This window comes from Dendronalium phyllosphericum CENA369, from assembly GCF_016056275.1.
Classification (GTDB): Bacteria; Cyanobacteriota; Cyanobacteriia; order Cyanobacteriales; family Nostocaceae; genus Dendronalium; species Dendronalium phyllosphericum.
On the sequence record NZ_JAECZA010000231.1, the window covers coordinates 36981 to 54395 of the forward strand.

Annotated in this window: 23 protein-coding genes and 1 tRNA gene; 15 read left to right on the plus strand and 9 right to left on the minus strand. The window is 39.8% G+C overall.

Going from position 1 to position 17415, the window contains the following annotated elements:
* The first annotated feature begins 11 nt into the window (after positions 1–11).
* On the plus strand, positions 12–842 hold the full coding sequence (locus tag I8752_RS26225) for a M90 family metallopeptidase (RefSeq protein ID WP_214435162.1): 831 nt from the start codon (positions 12–14) through the stop codon (positions 840–842).
* A 188-nt stretch (positions 843–1030) separates the two neighbouring features.
* Here I8752_RS26225 and I8752_RS26230 read toward each other — a convergent pair whose 3' ends face one another.
* Both I8752_RS26230 and I8752_RS26235 read right to left on the minus strand, forming a co-directional pair.
* Positions 1031–1297: a type II toxin-antitoxin system RelE family toxin gene (locus I8752_RS26230; protein WP_214435163.1), complete on the minus strand. Its 267-nt coding sequence runs from the start codon at positions 1295–1297 to the stop codon at positions 1031–1033.
* Positions 1294–1533: a hypothetical protein gene (locus tag I8752_RS26235; RefSeq protein WP_214435164.1), complete on the minus strand. Its 240-nt coding sequence runs from the start codon at positions 1531–1533 to the stop codon at positions 1294–1296. The genes I8752_RS26230 and I8752_RS26235 overlap by 4 nt, the downstream gene beginning before the upstream one ends.
* Before the next feature lie 924 nt (positions 1534–2457).
* Here I8752_RS26235 and radC point away from each other — a divergent pair.
* The 4 genes from radC to I8752_RS26255 all read left to right on the plus strand — a co-directional run bounded on the left by radC (position 2458) and on the right by I8752_RS26255 (position 5306).
* Positions 2458–3189 carry a RadC family protein gene (gene radC, locus I8752_RS26240; protein WP_214435165.1) on the plus strand — a complete coding sequence of 244 codons (732 nt, stop codon included), beginning with the start codon at positions 2458–2460 and terminating at the stop codon, positions 3187–3189.
* A 254-nt stretch (positions 3190–3443) separates the two neighbouring features.
* A complete protein-coding gene (locus tag I8752_RS26245; RefSeq protein ID WP_214435166.1) occupies positions 3444–4664 on the plus strand; it encodes a sensor histidine kinase in 1221 nt (406 codons plus the stop codon).
* Between the two features lie 197 nt (positions 4665–4861).
* Positions 4862–5068, plus strand: coding sequence for a type II toxin-antitoxin system HicB family antitoxin (locus tag I8752_RS26250; RefSeq protein WP_214435167.1), 207 nt, complete (start codon positions 4862–4864; stop codon positions 5066–5068).
* Positions 5061–5306, plus strand: a complete 246-nt coding sequence (locus I8752_RS26255; protein ID WP_214435168.1) for a type II toxin-antitoxin system HicA family toxin — start codon at positions 5061–5063, stop codon at positions 5304–5306. Before I8752_RS26250 ends, I8752_RS26255 begins: the two co-directional genes overlap by 8 nt.
* A gap of 23 nt (positions 5307–5329) precedes the next feature.
* Here I8752_RS26255 and I8752_RS26260 read toward each other — a convergent pair whose 3' ends face one another.
* Positions 5330–5542: a helix-turn-helix domain-containing protein gene (locus I8752_RS26260; RefSeq protein WP_214435202.1), complete on the minus strand. Its 213-nt coding sequence runs from the start codon at positions 5540–5542 to the stop codon at positions 5330–5332.
* A gap of 133 nt (positions 5543–5675) precedes the next feature.
* On the opposite strand from I8752_RS26260, the gene I8752_RS26265 reads away from it, so the two are divergent.
* The 3 genes from I8752_RS26265 (at position 5676) to I8752_RS26275 (ending at position 8136) form a co-directional block, all read left to right on the plus strand.
* A complete protein-coding gene (locus tag I8752_RS26265) occupies positions 5676–5909 on the plus strand; it encodes a hypothetical protein (protein ID WP_214435169.1) in 234 nt (77 codons plus the stop codon).
* A 282-nt stretch (positions 5910–6191) separates the two neighbouring features.
* Positions 6192–6887, plus strand: coding sequence for a Uma2 family endonuclease (locus tag I8752_RS26270; RefSeq protein WP_214435170.1), 696 nt, complete (start codon positions 6192–6194; stop codon positions 6885–6887).
* A 292-nt stretch (positions 6888–7179) separates the two neighbouring features.
* Complete coding sequence (locus I8752_RS26275) at positions 7180–8136, plus strand: hypothetical protein (RefSeq protein ID WP_214435171.1); 957 nt, start codon at positions 7180–7182, stop codon at positions 8134–8136.
* A 378-nt stretch (positions 8137–8514) separates the two neighbouring features.
* Here the strand turns inward: I8752_RS26275 and nadA are convergent, their stop codons facing one another.
* Positions 8515–9489, minus strand: coding sequence for a quinolinate synthase NadA (nadA, locus tag I8752_RS26280; protein ID WP_214435172.1), 975 nt, complete (start codon positions 9487–9489; stop codon positions 8515–8517).
* Between the two features lie 150 nt (positions 9490–9639).
* Between nadA and I8752_RS26285 the strand changes: the two genes are divergently transcribed.
* The 3 genes from I8752_RS26285 (at position 9640) to I8752_RS26295 (ending at position 11006) form a co-directional block, all read left to right on the plus strand.
* A complete protein-coding gene (locus tag I8752_RS26285) occupies positions 9640–10566 on the plus strand; it encodes a TIGR04168 family protein (protein WP_225895916.1) in 927 nt (308 codons plus the stop codon).
* Positions 10567–10644: 78 nt separating this feature from the next.
* A tRNA-Ser gene (locus I8752_RS26290) sits at positions 10645–10729 on the plus strand.
* An 88-nt stretch (positions 10730–10817) separates the two neighbouring features.
* Positions 10818–11006 (plus strand): hypothetical protein, encoded by a 189-nt coding sequence (locus tag I8752_RS26295; RefSeq protein ID WP_214435174.1) that lies wholly within the window; start codon positions 10818–10820, stop codon positions 11004–11006.
* Positions 11007–11170: 164 nt separating this feature from the next.
* Here the strand turns inward: I8752_RS26295 and I8752_RS26300 are convergent, their stop codons facing one another.
* Together I8752_RS26300 and I8752_RS26305 are read right to left on the minus strand one after the other, a co-directional pair.
* Positions 11171–12613 (minus strand): tetratricopeptide repeat protein, encoded by a 1443-nt coding sequence (locus I8752_RS26300; RefSeq protein WP_214435175.1) that lies wholly within the window; start codon positions 12611–12613, stop codon positions 11171–11173.
* Between the two features lie 402 nt (positions 12614–13015).
* Positions 13016–13225, minus strand: coding sequence for a ribbon-helix-helix domain-containing protein (locus I8752_RS26305; RefSeq protein ID WP_214435176.1), 210 nt, complete (start codon positions 13223–13225; stop codon positions 13016–13018).
* A 124-nt stretch (positions 13226–13349) separates the two neighbouring features.
* Between I8752_RS26305 and I8752_RS26310 the strand changes: the two genes are divergently transcribed.
* The 3 genes from I8752_RS26310 to I8752_RS26320 all read left to right on the plus strand — a co-directional run bounded on the left by I8752_RS26310 (position 13350) and on the right by I8752_RS26320 (position 14572).
* Positions 13350–13730: a hypothetical protein gene (locus I8752_RS26310; protein ID WP_214435177.1), complete on the plus strand. Its 381-nt coding sequence runs from the start codon at positions 13350–13352 to the stop codon at positions 13728–13730.
* 117 nt (positions 13731–13847) lie between these two features.
* Positions 13848–14114, plus strand: coding sequence for a FitA-like ribbon-helix-helix domain-containing protein (locus I8752_RS26315; protein ID WP_214435178.1), 267 nt, complete (start codon positions 13848–13850; stop codon positions 14112–14114).
* The gene (locus I8752_RS26320; protein WP_214435179.1) at positions 14111–14572 is read left to right on the plus strand and encodes a type II toxin-antitoxin system VapC family toxin; all 462 of its coding nucleotides are present in this window, start codon (positions 14111–14113) and stop codon (positions 14570–14572) included. Before I8752_RS26315 ends, I8752_RS26320 begins: the two co-directional genes overlap by 4 nt.
* A gap of 21 nt (positions 14573–14593) precedes the next feature.
* Here I8752_RS26320 and I8752_RS26325 read toward each other — a convergent pair whose 3' ends face one another.
* The gene (locus I8752_RS26325) at positions 14594–14806 is read right to left on the minus strand and encodes a helix-turn-helix domain-containing protein (protein WP_200320187.1); all 213 of its coding nucleotides are present in this window, start codon (positions 14804–14806) and stop codon (positions 14594–14596) included.
* 184 nt (positions 14807–14990) lie between these two features.
* On the opposite strand from I8752_RS26325, the gene I8752_RS26330 reads away from it, so the two are divergent.
* Positions 14991–15464, plus strand: a complete 474-nt coding sequence (locus I8752_RS26330; protein WP_214435180.1) for a hypothetical protein — start codon at positions 14991–14993, stop codon at positions 15462–15464.
* Positions 15465–15574: 110 nt separating this feature from the next.
* On the opposite strand, the gene I8752_RS26335 is transcribed toward I8752_RS26330, so the two are convergent.
* Both I8752_RS26335 and I8752_RS26340 read right to left on the minus strand, forming a co-directional pair.
* Entirely contained in the window at positions 15575–16477 is a 903-nt protein-coding gene (locus tag I8752_RS26335; RefSeq protein WP_214435181.1) for a S1 RNA-binding domain-containing protein, read from the minus strand.
* Between the two features lie 161 nt (positions 16478–16638).
* On the minus strand, positions 16639–17376 hold the full coding sequence (locus I8752_RS26340) for a dienelactone hydrolase family protein (RefSeq protein WP_214435182.1): 738 nt from the start codon (positions 17374–17376) through the stop codon (positions 16639–16641).
* Between the last annotated feature and the right edge of the window lie 39 nt (positions 17377–17415).

Genomic DNA, 17415 nt, shown 5'->3' on the forward strand with positions numbered 1-17415 from the left:
AAGCGCAAGCAATGGTTGCAACAATTCTGATTTTTTTCATCATTGGGTTACTTGTTACTGGTATTTTAGTCAATCCTATTTTTGTTAAACAGCGAAGAAAGCGTCTTAAACATCGTCCCTTCCCTGCTCTGTGGAATGCCATTATTGAGAATAATCTTCCTATTTACCTTCGTCTTTTTCCTACTGAATACAGACGGCTTCAAGGGCATATTCAAGTGTTTCTAGTAGAAAAACAATTCATTGGTTGTGCAGGGTTACAAATTACAGAGGAAATGAAGCTGACTATTGCTGCTGTTGCCTGTTTGCTTCTGCTGAATGAGCGAGGAGAATATTTCCCAAAACTGCGTTCAATTTTGATTTATCCTAGTACTTATTTTGTAAATGAAACCATCGCCACCGGGAATTATGTTGTTGAGGAAAGGCGCGTGGCTAGGCTAGGAGAATCATGGACTAAAGACCAAGTGATATTGTCTTGGGAACAGGTTAAACAAGACACTCATAACTGGAACGATGGACATAACGTTGTTCTGCATGAATTTGCCCATCAGTTAGATCAAGAAGATGGCAAAGCAGAGGGTGTTCCTATTTTGCCAAGAAAGTCAGATTATCTCATCTGGGCTAGGGTCATGACGGAAGCATATCAACAACTCTGTCATGATGTTCAACAAAATATCAAGACTGTAATGAATAGCTATGGTGCAACTAATCCCGCAGAATTTTTTGCTGTTGCAACTGAAACATTCTTTGAAAAACCACAGCAATTATTGAAGCAGAATCCAGCACTTTACCAGCTACTACAACATTATTATCAACTAGATCCCATACAGTGGATTAGGGATTAATTTAGAAATCCCCACAGGACTTACACAAGTGGCACAGAGCGATCGCTATTTTATAGTATATATGCACTATATGAAATTGGCGTACTCAGAGGGCATTGCTGAAATTAGTCACACTAATCGGCTGTGTTAACTATTCTTCAAATCATGAGAATGTAATGGTAAGTTAAAAATAGAACAAATTGAGATTTTCAATTTTCATCTTTATAAACTTTGCTTCGATGTCCAATTTCTACAACCGTTACCAATAGAACATCGTCAAAAAATTCGTATAAAATGCGATAATCGCCTACTCTAATTCTATAAGTATTTTCTTGACCTTTTAGCTTTTTTACACCGTTGGGACGGGGTGATGTGGCTAACTCATCAATTTTAATCTGTATGCGCTCTTGAACTTCAGGCGGTAATTTTTTAAGTTGTTTGAATGCACCCTTCAATATTTCAACTCTATAACTCACGCCACTTCCTTTTTTACTTCTGTTTGAAGTTCTTTTTTTGCTTCTGACCATGACACTGAGCCGTCAAACTCAGCATCTTTTTTTGCTTGCTCATAGGCTTTTAAATCTTCTTCTTCTTCTTCTTCTTCTATTTTTTGGAGTAGTGCGTAAATCTCATCTAAAGTACTGTCGTAAGCTTGGTTTAGCATTACGTTGATAGCTAGGATTAATTCTGAGCGTTCCTGTTCGGTTTTCATAATGAATGAAGCTTCTTGAAGATTTTTAAGTTAATGAGAGCGGGTTACTGTCCTAATCTAATTTATAAACCATTGTTCACCTCTGGTGACTCAAAAGCTCCAAACTAAGAAACTCTGGTAGCTAATTTCTTACTAAGGATGGTCAAAGCCTACAGATATCAAGGTATTTGAGAGCTAGTGCTACCCAGCTTTATTGCACAGCATTGGCTTGTTCTCCGTTTGCCCCTAGTGTCAGCTACGCTATATTTACCCCAATTAGCTTTAAAAGCTTAAATAAAGCAGAATTAATCCTCCTAATTCAGCAAATAAATAATTGCTGAATCAGTTTGCTATATCAACTTTTTAAGTAAGGATTCTCTAGCAACAGTTAATCTTTCCTGAGCTACAAGGTTAGGATCTGGTGGTGGAGGTTCAGATGTACTTCTTCTTTTCTTTTGAATTTTTGTAAAGCTTAAGCGCAAAGTCTTGGAAATCTTTTCAAAAACCGCTTGCTCGTCTTCTTGCTCTTACCATATTTTTTGTTGATATTATCTGGAAGTTTGTTGTATTTTTGTAAAAATGGCATCACGTGCCGGAGTAGATAAAAATTGGTATCTTACCAGTTGAAGATTCATGTATTTTATAAAGTAAAGTTCACTGAAGTAAACAACGGATGGGACGAGGACATATCACCACCCCTTGTAATCAGCCAGTCAGTAATAGCTGTCACAGTGATTTTCGGCAGATTAACTGTCTCTCGGACTTGCTTGCCCTTACTCAAACAGGACTTACGCAACTGGCACAGATTAGATAGAGGATTCCTAACACTCTCGCTAGAGAAAATTTGCAGAAATTAAAAATTTATCAAATAGAGATGATTATGCAAGCAAACAGGGGATAACTAAAGATAGTTCCATCTTTGGTGACTATTCTCGTAGTTGTTCTATGACCTATTGCCTCAGAATCGCTGACATACCTACAAATGAGCGGCCGCGCGAACGGTTAATCACCCACGGCCCCAAAATCTTAGCCACAGCTGAGTTAATTGCTATTCTCTTAGGCACTGGTCAAGGGCCGGGAAAACTTTCGGCTGTAGGTTTAGGACAATATATTTTGCAGGAATTAAGCAAACATCAGCGCGATCCGTTGGCAGTTTTGCGAGAAGTTACCCCAGCCGAATTAATGCAAATCCCTGGCATCGGCCCGGCAAAAGCAACAACTATCTTAGCGGCGATTGAATTGGGCAAACGCGCTTTTCAATCCCGTCCTTTAGACCGTACACCCATTGATAGCCCTGTGGCGGCTGCGGCTGCACTTAGTCAAGATTTGATGTGGCAGACCCAAGAACGGTTTGCTGTAGTACTTTTAGACGTTAAAAATCGCTTGCTGGGTACGCAAGTAATTACCATTGGTACAGCTACCGAAACTTTAGCATCTCCGCGTGAGATTTTTCGGGAAGTCATTCGTCACGGAGCAACGCGAGTAATAGTTGCTCACAATCATCCTTCGGGTAATCTAGAACCTAGCCAAGAAGATATTGAATTGACGCGCCAATTGCTGTCAGGGGCACAGGTTTTGAATATTCCCTTATTAGACCATTTGATTTTAGGTAATGGCAATCATCAAAGTTTACGTGAGATTACAACTTTATGGGATGATTATCCTCAAGAGGATTAAGAGACTTGTTGCAAAAGTCGGGAAAAAAGCAATGAGAGAAAAGCTTTTCTCTTTGCCGCAAGAGTACACAAGTTAGTTTTGCAACAGGTCTAATATTAGATGCTGGATATTTTAGAGCCATCATCAAAAGCCTCGTCATAATTACAGCTTCTCGCTAACTTCCATCTTTTGTAAGTTGCGATCGCAGCATAAAACACATTAAGCTACCTCTAGCCCAAAAGGCTTTGCGCTTAGTGTGTTTGGTTGAGTAAAAGATGGATTTTAGTCAGGCTTTAAAAGAAAAAAGTGATGCCATTGTCGATCGCTGGGTAGAAGCAGTTTATCAGGACGAGCAAATTGAAGCCACTAAAGAACTTACTTTTAAAGCCGTAAGGGATAGCTTACCCCGTGTTTTGAAAGCATTAGCAACAGTACTTTCGGAATCTGAAAAAAGCGATTTGCAAACGTTAGTAGATGCAAGCCTAGAACACGGCATACTTCGCGCCGAACAGGGATTCGAGCCAGCAGAAATAGCGCGAGAGTATCGTTTACTCCGGTTGGTTATTTTTTCTTTCTTAGAAGAAGATTTATTACAGGCATCCCCAGTGGATCTTTTGCGGGCTGTTCGTGTGATTGATACAGTAATTGATGAAGCGATCGCTCGTTGCTTCAACAGCTACACTTATGGACGACTACAGGAACTTAAACAACTTCAAAATCAGTTGCGGCTGACTAATCAAGAATTAACTCGTTTGGTTCGCGCTAATAAAGATAGCCTCTCTCACTTGGCTCACGAACTGAAAACACCGCTAACTTCAATCATCGGTTACGCAGATTTATTTTTGCGCCAGCATCGCCAACAACCGGAAGTCCACGATGCGCCTTCAAATATTGAAAGTATTGAGCGCGTCCTTAAAAGTGGTAGGCTTCTCCTGCGGCTAATCAACGACACTCTAGAAATTTCGCGTTACGATGCTGGCAAGATGAAATTACAGCCGACTTTATGCGATGTGTCTGAGTTAATCAACTCAGTTGTAGAGATAATTGAACCACTAGCACACGCTAAAGAATTATCCTTGGTTGTTGATTGCGATCGCACTCTCGAACAGGTTATTACCGATCCGCTTCGAGTTCAGCAAATTATCACGAATCTACTTAGCAATGCAATTCGATATACAGAATTTGGTAAAGTCAGTTTAGATTGCCGCAAACAATCTCAACAGCAATGGGTAATCTCTGTTACTGATACAGGTATTGGTATTTCTTCAGATGCCCAAAAACAAATTTTCAATCCCTATTTTCGTGCAGTCAGCGATCCATTAGTGCAAAGTTCTGATGGTACGGGATTAGGTTTAGCGATCGTATCTCGCTTAGTTGAATTAATGCACGGTGAAATCAAAGTAGTTTCACAGCCAGGAAAAGGCTCTACCTTTACAGTAATTCTGCCATTAGAAGCGAACGGTCATGAACATGAAGTTGAAAAAACAGAATCTTAATAGTTGTATATAACTTAACGCTTTTGAAGAAACTTATTGTTGAGTCTGAAATAATACTAAACAAGTTGTGTAGTTTATCTCGATTAAAATACAAAAAACTCAGATAATCGAGAGAAAGCAAACGAGCATTTTTGGCTTGATAAATATTGCGATCGCTAAATAATATAAATAAATGTAGTACAGACTAATTATTCATTATGACTCGCACGTTTACAGCGATGGTGTATTGGGAAGAAGATATCTACGTGGCTGAGTGTCCAGAAGTAGGAACGGCTAGCCAAGGCGAAACAATTGAAGAGGCGATAGCTAATCTTAAAGAAGCAACTGAGCTTTACCTAGAAGAATTTCCTCTTCATAAAACGAGTCCTCGTTTGTTAACTACATTTGAGGTAATGAGTGCCTAAGCTACCACGAGTACCTGCTTCTGAAGTTATTCGTGCTTTAGAACACTTAGGGTTTGTTCAAGTAAGACAACGAGGAAGTCATATAGTTTTAAAAAAGCAGATTGTTGGTGAAAATCAGAATGTTACTGAAATAGGCTGTGTTGTACCTCTGCACAATAAAACGTTAGCAGTTGGCACACTCAAAAGTATTTTGAATCAAGCTAGTGTTTCAGTTGAAGAGTTTTTAGAGAATTTGTAGGATTTACTGTGAAATGCGATCGCCTACTCTTCTACCAATTCCATCAAGTCTTCAATTGTCACATCAAAAGTACGAGCTATCTTATAAACTGCACTCAAATCAACTGTATTTAAGACATCACGTTGTACATAGCTTTTAACAGTATTGTAGTTGACTCCAGAACGGTCAGCAACTTCTTTTAGTGTCCAACCCTTCTGTTGAGCCAGTTCTCGAATTCGCAGCCTAAAATAGCCCATTTTGTGGTTGACACGGGTGCATATGCGCCCGATAATATCTGTGTACATTAAAAGCGATCGCTCCTCTAGCCTGGAAAACTAACAGAGCGACCGCTATTCCTAACAAACCCCACAAAGTGGGGAGAATTAATTTATGATACCAACCTCAAAGCCAAAATTAAATAGTCATCCTTGGTGTATTATTCGGCAATTACCCAATATGCAGCGGCAGGTAGTAGCTCGGTTTCATCGTAGGAATGATGTAGATGCCTATTTCCAAATTCTTCAGCGACTGCTACCTTCTGCAAATCATGTAATTGTATTTGATTCAACAGTTACAGAAATAACAGAAGAAGCCGAAAAATCTGTGCTTGAGCAACTGGTATAAAGTTTGGGCGATGCGTCTGTTTCCTTGTGAACTCTGCGGGGGAGAGCGCTAGTCCGACTTTTCAATCAATATAGCCGTATTCACACTCTTTAGGACAATTGCGATTGCTCAAAGCCTTACAGCAATCAGGTTTTACTCAGCAACGCCAGTCGCCTCAACGGGGGGGAACCCCCGCACAGCGCTGGCTCCTCAGCACTCAGCACTTTGCTATATTATAGATGCGATCGCTGGAGTCGTTAACATAATAAAATCACTCAATATTCTGTTTAAAGTTGGCTAATTATGACTAGCCTCTTACCCTCTTCTCAATCAACAGAGGTTTTTTACCCAAGCTCGGATGGTGAACCTTTGGCTGAAAGTTACGTTCATTTATATGCCTTGCTGGTAACTTTGGAAGTTTTAAGGCAGTATTTGCAGGGTCAGCAAGCAACCGTTCTGAGCAATCAATTTCTCTACTACGCTCAAGGATTTCCTAAATTACGGGTGGCTCCAGACGTGATGGTGATTTTTGATGTTGCGCCTGGAGGTCGGGATAATTACAAGATTTGGGAAGAGGGACAAGTACCTGTAGTTATTTTTGAGATGACTTCTGAAGGTACTAGAAATCAGCACACAGGTTTTAAGAAGACGCTGTACGAACAGTTAGGGGTGCTGGAGTATTGGTTATTTGACCCTAAAGGTGAGTGGATAAAGGAGAAGCTACAAGGGTATAGACTGCGAAACGAGGTGTATGAGCCAATTACAGACAATCGATGCGAACCTTTAGAGCTGCGCTTGCAAATAGAGGGACAGCTAATTAGTTTTTACCGAGAGGATACTGGAGATAAATTGCTGATTCCTGAAGAATTAGCACAGGCGCTCAAAGAAGAAAGATTGGCTAGAGAGCAAGCCCAAGAGCAAGCTAGACAAGCACAGTCACAGGTGGAAAAGTTGAAAGAACAATTGCGCTCCCTCGGTGTTAATCCTGATACTATTTAGTCAAATTTAGTAAAATAAAAAGTTTTTCTATAAAAAGCGATCGCCCTTCAGCTCTAAAATTAGCGAACAATACTTGAATCGAAGTGCAATTGCTCCAAAATAGCGTATCATTACGTAAATAGTTTTCCTGTCAGCATAAGTGTAAAAGCATTACATTTACTGATAGTAATAGAGCCTGATTACTGAATCCAGGACGGTTTTTATTTTTAAGATTTTATGTGGCGACCTCAGCTTTTTACTCGTAAAATCGAAGACAAGATAAAGATCAGTAGACAAAAATCCCTAAATTATAATGAGTATGTTAATTAGTCAGGGTGAAAGAGCGATCGCTAAACCTCAAATGGTAGATCGAATAAATGATATCGCTTGGCAAGCTCGCCAAGGTAGCGTGGCTGCGATTATTCAACTACTGAACGAACAGCTAGCTAACTCTGGTGTCAGAACTAGAGCCATTTTTGCTAATGGAGTCTTACAAATTCTGTGCGAAGCGGCTAAAGCCGAGCAACTAGAACAATCTAGTTTAGTAGAGCAAATTCAACAAATTCTTGAGTCAACCGCACCTCGGAACATTCGCCGCATTAAGATAAATAGTCGAATTGTCAGAGAAGAACAATTACTTTGGCTGAAGGAAATTACTAGCGATCCTGAAAATCAATTGCTCTGGTCGCAGGAGATTACATTAGATCAGCCACATATCTTAAAGCAACTAATTCAAGATTTAACAGAACCTCAAACTGAAGTCGTAAAAACAAATTTTACTAAGACAAAACTTCCTCAAAGTTCAGTATTTACTAATAAAAATAAAAACAAAAATTTCCAGAAAACAGGATTGCTGATAGCAACTAGTTTAAGCTCATTATTGTTGGTAGGTTGGGTTGTTTATGCTCAGTTAGGAGATAAACTTAAAAATTTACTGCCAATAGACAATTCTCAATTAGCTACGGCAGATAATAACAATAGAAAAGCACAAAAGCCAATCCTAACCGCAAAAAATAATTCTTCCGTCCCTTCAGATGACGAGCCTTTTACAGCAGGAGTGCGAATTGCTATCCAAGCTTCTGCATCTGGTAAAACAGCCACAACTTCAACTCAATGGTTAGAACTAGCTGCAAGGTGGCAACAAGCTTCAGATTTAATGAGTCAGGTGTCATCTAAGCACAGCCGCTATCAAGATGCTCAAATTCGCACTAAGCTATACAAAAAATATAGTGAAGCAGCACAGAAAGAAGCAGATAAGAGTAAACTTTAGAGCATTTCAAAATAGAACTACGAAATTAAAAAATCTAGTATTTTAAAACTCTTACTTTCTGCGTCTCTGCATGAGGTAAACTCATCGCTAGATTTAGTAATGTCAACTATTGAATTTCGCTGAACTGTGTCCTTATAATATTTCACTTTATAAATAATACAAATACGCATGTAAGGGCGAACGGCTGTACCCTACTCTTCGAGAACGCCTGACGGCGAACGGGTTCCGCTTTAGCGGTACGCCCCTACAATTTCTTGCATATCAAGATTTTGGTGAATTGGTATTACTTCTAGGAAAGTTTCAACAAAAGGTAAATCAAAAATATTTTGATATAAAATGTAGAGATGCAAGCGATCGCATCTCTACAAATTGTCTAAACTACACGCTCATCTCTAGCATTCGCTGAATTGGACGCAGAGCAGCAACACGAATATCCTCTGGCATAGTAATTTCAGGAGTGCGATTTTTCATCGCTAAGTAAAGCTTTTCTAAAGTGTTTAATCTCATAAAAGGACACTCGTTGCAATTGCAATTATTCATGGGCGGGGCGGGAATAAAATGCTTTTCAGGAGCTAATTTTTGCATTTGGTGAATAATCCCAGGCTCTGTAGCAACGATAAATTCCTTTGTCGGGCTTTTTTGACAATAACTAAGTAAAGCTGCTGTAGAGCCGATAAAGCTGGCGTGGCGCAAAATACTACTTTCACATTCTGGGTGGGCGATCGCTTCCGCCTCCGGGTGGGCAATTTTTAACTGAACAATTTTCTTTTCCGAAAAGGTTTCATGGACAATACAGCTACCTTGCCACAGTACCAAATCTCGTCCAGTCTGTTCCATAACATACCGCCCCAAATTGCGATCGGGGGCAAAAATAATCGGCTGGTCTTTTGGTATCTGCTGCACAATCTTTACAGCATTGGAACTGGTGCAGATAATATCGCTCATCGCCTTAATTTCGGCAGAACAGTTGATGTAAGAAACCACCAAATGATTGGGATGCGCCGCTTTGAAAGCTGCAAATGCGTCCCCTGGGCAACTGTCTGCTAAAGAACAACCAGCATTCAAATCTGGTAAAAGTACTAATTTATCTGGATTGAGTATCTTTGCTGTTTCTGCCATGAAGTGAACGCCAGCAAAAACAATTGTATCTGCATTGGTTTTTTCTGCGGCTTTCGCCAGTTGTAATGAATCCCCGATAAAGTCTGCGATATCTTGAATATCCGGCTCTTGATAGTAATGTGCCAGAATAACCGCGTTAAGTTCTTTTTTAAGACTTTCAATGGCAGCAAATAAATCTAGTGGTAGTCCGTTTGGTTGGGTTTTCTCTCGTTGAGCAAGTGCAGTGGTAAACACAGTTAGGGGGTGCTTTATATTGCAGATTTTTGTCTTGTGCATCAATTATAGTAGTTTTTACCAAAAATAGTAGACGGTTGTTGTCCCTGTTAGTTGTGTCCAAATCCGGCTGAGTTTTCTATGCTGGAGATAGACGGCAAGGAAAGTCGCATGACTAGTCAAAAAAATCAATCAATAACTCTGAAAATTGCTGTAGTTGGAGATGTTCACGACCAATGGGAAGTAGAAGATGGTATTGCACTCAAGCATCTGGGTGTAGACTTGGTGCTATTTGTGGGAGATTTTGGCAATGAGTCGGTGGAAGTGGTGAGAGCGATCGCTTCAGTTGAAATTCCCAAAGCAGCAGTGATGGGAAATCATGATGCATGGTTCACAGCCACAGAATGGGGACGTAAGAAGTGTCCCTATGACCGCTCAAAAGAAGATTGGGTACAAGAACAACTCGATTTATTGGGTTCAGCCCATGTTGGTTACGGTAAGCTAGATTTTCCAGCTTGGAATCTCACTGTAGTCGGAGGTCGTCCCTTTACCTGGGGTGGCACGGAGTGGAGATTTGCTGATATCTGTAAAGAACGGTATGGTGTGACCAGTTTGGAAGAATCAGCAGAGAAAATTACAGCTGCGGTCAAAAGCGCCGCTAGCGATACGATTATTTTTCTAGGTCACAACGGGCCGAGTGGATTAGGCGATCGCCCAGAAGACCCCTGCGGCAAAGATTGGCATCCGATTGGCGGTGACTTTGGCGATCCAGACTTTGGTGAGGCGATTTCTCGGACGATCGCAGCTGGGAAAAATATTCCTCTAGTGACATTTGGTCATATGCACCATGCTTTGCGGCACACCAAGGTGCTGCGAAAGCCCATCTTTAGAAGTCCAGAGGGGATAATTTACTTAAATGCAGCCAGTGTGCCCAGAATTGTGGAGAATGACGACCAGAAGTTGCGTAATTTTTCCCTAGTTTCTTTAGAGGCGGGTGTAGTGACGCAAGCCTCCTTAGTGTGGGTGGGCGATGATTACCAAGTGGCATCAGAAGAAATTTTGTACGAGCGATCGCCTTCAGTAGTGCAACCTGCGTAGATGATGAGATATAGTATTATCTGTCAGCTTTAGTGCTAACCGACAAATGTAGGCTAGGCAATAGCTTGACAGTTTATTGGAGAGGTGGCAGAGTGGTCGATTGCGTCCGACTTGAAATCGGATGAGGCTAAAACCTCCGGGAGTTCGAATCTCCCCCTCTCCGTTGCATAAATGTTGTTATAAAACCTAACTACATTTTTCGCATCTACAATATATTCAATGGATGCAAAAAAATATTTGGTTAGCAACTGATGAAGAATATCAACATTAAAGAAGAAGCCCATAAGTTGATTGACAGATTGCCAGAAAATCCCACATGGGATGATTTAATGTACCAAATTTATGTTCGGCAAACTGTTGAAGCTGGACTAGCAGATAGCAAAGCTGGTAACGTGATTTCTGTACAAGAAGTGCGGAAAAAGTTTGGACTGTTAGAGTGAAAGTTTACTGGACAGAAACAGCGGTAGAAAATTTCTCAGTTATTTATACTTAATATTGCCTAAACTTCTCCATAGTATGCAGCGAGGATAGTTGACTGTATCACCAAGCGTTCTGAGCCTAAATCCTCTTTACCTAATTGAGTGAGATTTTTCTGAGGTTGATTTTAAAAAATTCGTGTTTTCCACCAAGGAGTATTTTTAATTACATTTTCCAAACTTCTAATTTCCTGTTGAAGATTTCTAACTTCACTTAGCATCGACTTTTTATAAAAAATAGCGATCGCTAGCTTTAAATCTTCTATTGCTTCTTTATTTTTTCCTTGTGCTTTACAAACGTAACCGCGTTTTACATATGCAAAAGCATAACTTGGATCGAGTTTTATAACTTGATTATAGTCTTTGATTGCCCCTTTTAAATCTTTTTGTAGGCTGCGAGTATTACCTCTCTGAAAGTATGCATCAACAGATTCAGATTGATTTTGAATAACTAAAGTATAGTCTGCAATAGCACCATTGTAATCTTTAACAATAGCACGAGCGCCAGCACGACTTAATAAGCAAGGTACATCATTAGGACGAATCTTGATAACTTGAGTAAAATCTGCAATTGCTTGATGATAATTTTTGTTTGCTAAATAAGCATTAGCTCTATATAAGTGTGCATCAGCTAAATTATAGTTATTTTCTATAATGTAAGTAAAATCTTTTATTGCTTGTTGATAGTCTTTTAAATCAATAAGGATAGAACCTCTAATAAAGTAAGCATCAAATTTTCGTCGATCTAATCTAACTACTTGTGTATAGTCTGATAAAGCAGCTTTGTACTCTTTAATCTCAATATATATCCTTCCTCTTCTCTCATAAATCTCTATTTCATTTGGTTTTATTGTAATACATTGTGTATAATCTGAAATAGCGCCATCATAATTTTTTTGTGCAGCTAAAAGATGCCCTCTATTACAATAAGCCTCAAAATGCTCAGGATTAATTATGATAGTCTGTGCGTAATCAGCAATAGCCCCTTGATGGTCATGAACGTCAGAACGAATACAGCCCCTTAAAAAATAAGCTTCATCCCATTCAGGGTTAGTTTCTATTGCTTGAGAAAAATCTTTAATGGCTTCTTGATATTCACCAGCGTCAGAATAAATACAACCTCTTAAAAAATATGCTTTTGAATACTGAGGATTGATTTCTATTACTTTAGAAAAATCTTCAAATGCCTCTGCATACTGCTCATTTTCAAGCCTTTCAACTCCTCTTTTAAAAAAATCTTCATCGTTTTTGAAGATATCAATAAATCCTAAAAAACCTCCTGCTATTCCTTTGGTTGTATGACCAACTACAGAAACTACCCCGGATGCCACACTTTCAACTATGGAACCTATACTTCTTGCTGCATTTTTAACTGAAGACTCTCCTTTTGCACCAGCCAGAACCCCTCCAGCTATGGCTACAGGTATTGCAATTGGCCCAGTTAAACCTAAAGCACCTATTGCACACAATGCTCCTACACCACCTGCTACTGCCCCTACTTTGTTGCTACCTGTAAATTCATTCAATATATATTCTTCTGCAACATCTACAACAAATTCTTCTATACTCATTTATCCTCCAACTTTATCCAAAAAGTATTTAAAACTGTAACTATTACTAGCATTTCTGTACTTTATAAATATTAATAGTATTTTTGCCAAGTCACATTTGTGAAAACTCTGATTTTTTATCAGAATTTTCTAAATTAAAAATAATTATTTAATATTTAACTAAGTATAAATTCGGTCAAAAAATAATAGTAACAAACCTCAATCTTGGTATTCTTCTATCTGCATACTAAAGTAACCATTAAACCTACTCTTTCCATACCAATAACTTCTACTGATAAGTTAAGCGATCGCTACCCTTTATTTGCATCTATTTAATTAATAATTTATACACAAGGCTCTAAAAGCTTTAGCCAAAGCCAACAACGTTTCTAATAATTACGAATTATAAATTACGAATTATTATCAATCTTCTGTAGCGTCCTTGGAATTTTCAAGCTTATTTAGTGCATCAGAAATTGCTTGCCTGATAAATTCTGGATAGTTATCTAGACCTTTTAATTTTTCCAGCATCGATGGCGGAAGCCGGAGAGTTATTTTTGCAGTTAATGCTTCTTCCCTATTAGTAGTAAATTGATGCTTTTTTAAATAAGGTTTCTCTTCGTAATTAGGCATAAAAAATTCTGATATAAATATTACTACTATATCGCATGAAGTCGTGCGATAATTTAATTGGCAGCTAGCCGAGCCTCGCAAGTTGGGGTAGCTGCCAAACCCAATTAGAAAATTAGGCACTTCTATGTTTACACGTTCTGAACTTGAAAGCAAAACCCTTAAAGAATTGAAAGATTTAGCTGCACGATACGGAATCAAGCCAATAGGGAATCCAGGGTATAAAACAAGCTGGATTACTCCGTTATTGGCTTTTCCAATGCAAGCTATTGGGCAGTTCCAAGACCACAAAAGAGGCTTACGAAATCCTAGTTGGAGAAGTTCTGAAGCACTTGGCACAATCCTTTATGAAATCGGAGAACCTACTGACGAACAAGCCGCGTTAATTCGAGCAACCCTAGAAGGTAAGTTACTTCCACTTCCAGAACGCTACGACCAAACTAGACTGCTAAATCTTCACAAGACTAAGCAATTGATTCAAGAAGCAATTGAAACGCTCAATAAATAGCATTTAAACCATAACAACTACTGTACTCCTCTCCTCTGAGAGGGGTTCTCTCTATGAAGCGCCTTCCTAATGCCATCATGCTACCATTACCAATAAATTCTTGTGGGAGGTCAATCAATGGCTATCCTTAATCCGCTAAATATACCCGATGAGTTATACGAACAGCTGCAACAGTTAGCTAAAGCTGAAAATAAATCAATTGATGCTCAAGTTATTACAATATTGCAGAACGCTTTGCAGGCAAAAACGCAGCCAACGGATGACGAAAGACGAAAAAATGTCCCAAAACTTCTAGAGGAAATCCGCCTTCGCCGTGAGAGCCGTCGGACTGATGTGGAATGGCCTGATAGTACTGCATTAATTCGAGAAGACCGCGACAGATGACTATCCCTCTTCGGTGCGTTGTAGATGCCAATGTAGCTATTAAGCAATTTATACCCAACGAGCCATTAACACCAAAAGTTAATCAACTGTTTGCTCACCTCACTAATCCCCAAACAGCAATTTTTGTCCCAGACCTGTTTTACATTGAGTGTGGCAATATTATCTGGAAATACGTCCGTGCCAGACTTTATGCTGTTGCTGATGTGCCAGCAGATTTAGCAACTCTCAAAAGCTTTCCTTTGCGCGTAGTTTCTACAGCTGATTTGATGGCGGATGCAGTTAGTATCGGCTTGGCTTACGGAATTTCTGCCTATGATGCCTCTTATGTTGCGCTTTCACAACAAGTTGGTGCTGCTTTGCTAACTCTGGACGGCAAACTGATAAGGGCTTTGGCAGCTTCGTCTTATAATGTTGTTTCGTTTAATGATTTTGAGGTTCCACCGTTGCCTTCAATATAATAGCGGCTCCCCAACTGCAAACTATTCTTCTACTACTTCCACCAAATCTTCAATCATCACATCCAAGGCGCGGGCCATCTTCAAAATTGAGGTAAAGTCTACCATTGCCAGCCCTGGCGCTCTTGCATATGCCCTAACTGAACTATAAGCAACTCCCGAACGGTCAGCTACATCTTTTAGCGTCCAACCCTTCTCATCCGCGAATTCTCGAATTCTTAGCTTAATCAGCCCCATTAATCTATTGACAAACGATTGAATTCTATCGTTCAATATCTTGTATTAGATAAAACGATCGCCCCCCGGCCTGCAAAACTGAAAGGCGATCGCATCATACACAATACATTTCCCGTAAAACGGATAGCACCTTCACCTGTATGCATTGACAGGGCAGAAATCTACCCGATTCACTGGCATTTTTATGGTATCATCACTCAAAGCAAAAACGCTTGTCATCCGCGAATCAAAAATTGTTTACAAATCGTTAACTCGTCACCAACTCGCGCGATTTGTTACAGAAGAAGCAATTTGCTTAATGTACAAAATTAGTTATGAAGATATCTACACAGTAGAATGCTGGCGGTATGTAGTTTACGTCCATGCCAAAGGTGTAAGCAAGTTTGTCAGCTACGCGGATTTTCCGCCAATTATTGGAGTACAACCACCTGCTGAAATAGATTTTATCAAATGGCGTAGGCGCTGGCGATCGCAACACGACCATACATACAAAAAGCAAGCACCCCAGTGGTGGACAGAATTTTTAACTCAGGAATTTCAGCGAATTACTTCAGATTCTGAATTTTATAGTTGGGGCAAATTAATTGAGTTAATTAAATTTGCTTTTCATGAAGATACTTTACAAGAACTGCGAAATAGCTATTATGCTAATTCGTAATTCGTAATTAAGACACTGTTTAACAGTTAAGTTAATGCATCTAAATACTGCATTTTTTCAAGAATCAATAGCTGATAGTATCTATTGACTCTTGTTAAACGTGTAAGAGCTTATTCAGCAGCTTTGTTACTGGCTCGATTAGCACGTGCCTCGGCTGAAGCCATTACTTCGTCCATATTCTCTAGTACTTCGCCAGGGAAGTTTTCCAAAACCCTGGTAGAAAGAGCTACTCGACCTTTACCTTCATCCAAGTCAATAATTACAGCTTTAATCTGTTGACCGACTTGAAAGACTTTTTCTAGAGAATCAATGAATTTTTGGCTGACTTGCTTAATGTGCAACAAAGCACTAATCCCATCTAAATCGACAAATACGCCAAAAGGTTTGATGCCAGTAACTTTACCTTCTACTAACTGACCTAGTTCTAACAAGTTGAAGTTACTAGAACGAGTCGCCAAGCGTTGAGAAAGTATGAGTTTATTGGTGTTGCGATTAATTTCCAAAAAGCCAACGTTGAGAGTTTGACCTTTAAGTGCTTCTAGGTTATCACGTTCAGCCAAGTGCGATCGCGGCACAAATCCCCGCAAAGAGAGAATATCAACGGTGACACCACCTTTATTCACACCTGTAACCCGAACTTGCACATTCTGAGCATTTTCCTGCATTTGCGCCAGTCGTTCCCAGATGTGCTGAATTTCTAATTGCCGTCGTGAAAGGGTGACTTGACCCTCAGCATCCTGATCTCGAATTATCAAAAATTCCAGTTCTTCTTGCAATGGCAGCACCTCTGATAAATCGGTCACTGTTCTCAAAGAAGCCTCATCGCGGGGAAGAAAAGCCGACGACTTGCCACCAATATCAACATAGGCTCCATCATGGTCGAGTTGGAACACTTTGCCATGTACAACCTGTCCTTTTTGAAACTGGTAGTCGTGCTTTTCTAGTGCTTTGGCAAAATCGTCCATTGTAAAAGACGAATTGGCTGTTTGAGAGACTTTCGATTCGGAATTCATGACAATTGAAGATAAATTGTTATTTTAGCTGATGCTACTGTTGTCAGTTGTCAGTAGAGACGCGATTAATCGCGTCTGTACAATTGTCAATTGTCAATTTTTCTACTGACAACTGACTAAGCACAACCTAAACAAGAAATATGCAACGGCTACATAGGTTTTCAGAGTTGTTGACCAAAGAGTTGTTGCACCTGCTGCCAAGCATCGGTTGCTGCTCTAGGATTATAGCTGGCGCGATGGTCGCAGAAAAATCCGTGGTCAGCTCCATCGTAGCGAAACACACGATGCGGAATGTTATTTTTTTCTAACTCTGCTTCTATTTCATTTACCTGTTCCGTAGGAATACTTTTATCTTCTGTACCAAATAAAGCATAGATTGTGCCTTTGATTTCTGGAGTGCGGGTAACAGTGGGAGCACCACCTCCGAATGTACGAGTAGTAATTCCAGCACCATAGAAAGAAGCAGTCGCTTTGATATCTGGTAATGTGGCAGCAAGATATGCTACATGACCGCCAAAACAAAAGCCAATACAGCCAAAGCCATCTTTTTTGACTTGGGGAAGGCTTTTGAGGTAGTCAATTGCTGATTGAATATCGCTCAATAACTCTGATGCTTTTGTTTGCATCGCGTAGCCTCTGCCAGTTTCGATATCTTGCGGAGTGTAACCAGTTTCAAAACCTGGGGCTTGGCGTTGGAAAAGTGCAGGTGCGATCGCAACATATCCTTCTTGAGCAATCCTTTCTGTAACTTCCCGAATGTGAATGTTAATGCCAAAAATCTCCTGTAACACTACAATTCCTGGGTAAGAGCCGGGTTCTTGGGGTTGCGCTAGGTAAGCCGCTATTTGGAAATTACCTTGCGAAAGGTTAACAGTTGTGGTTTGTATTGCCCGTGTCATAATATTTTTTACCAGTGCTGTTTAACTAGCAGTGTAATT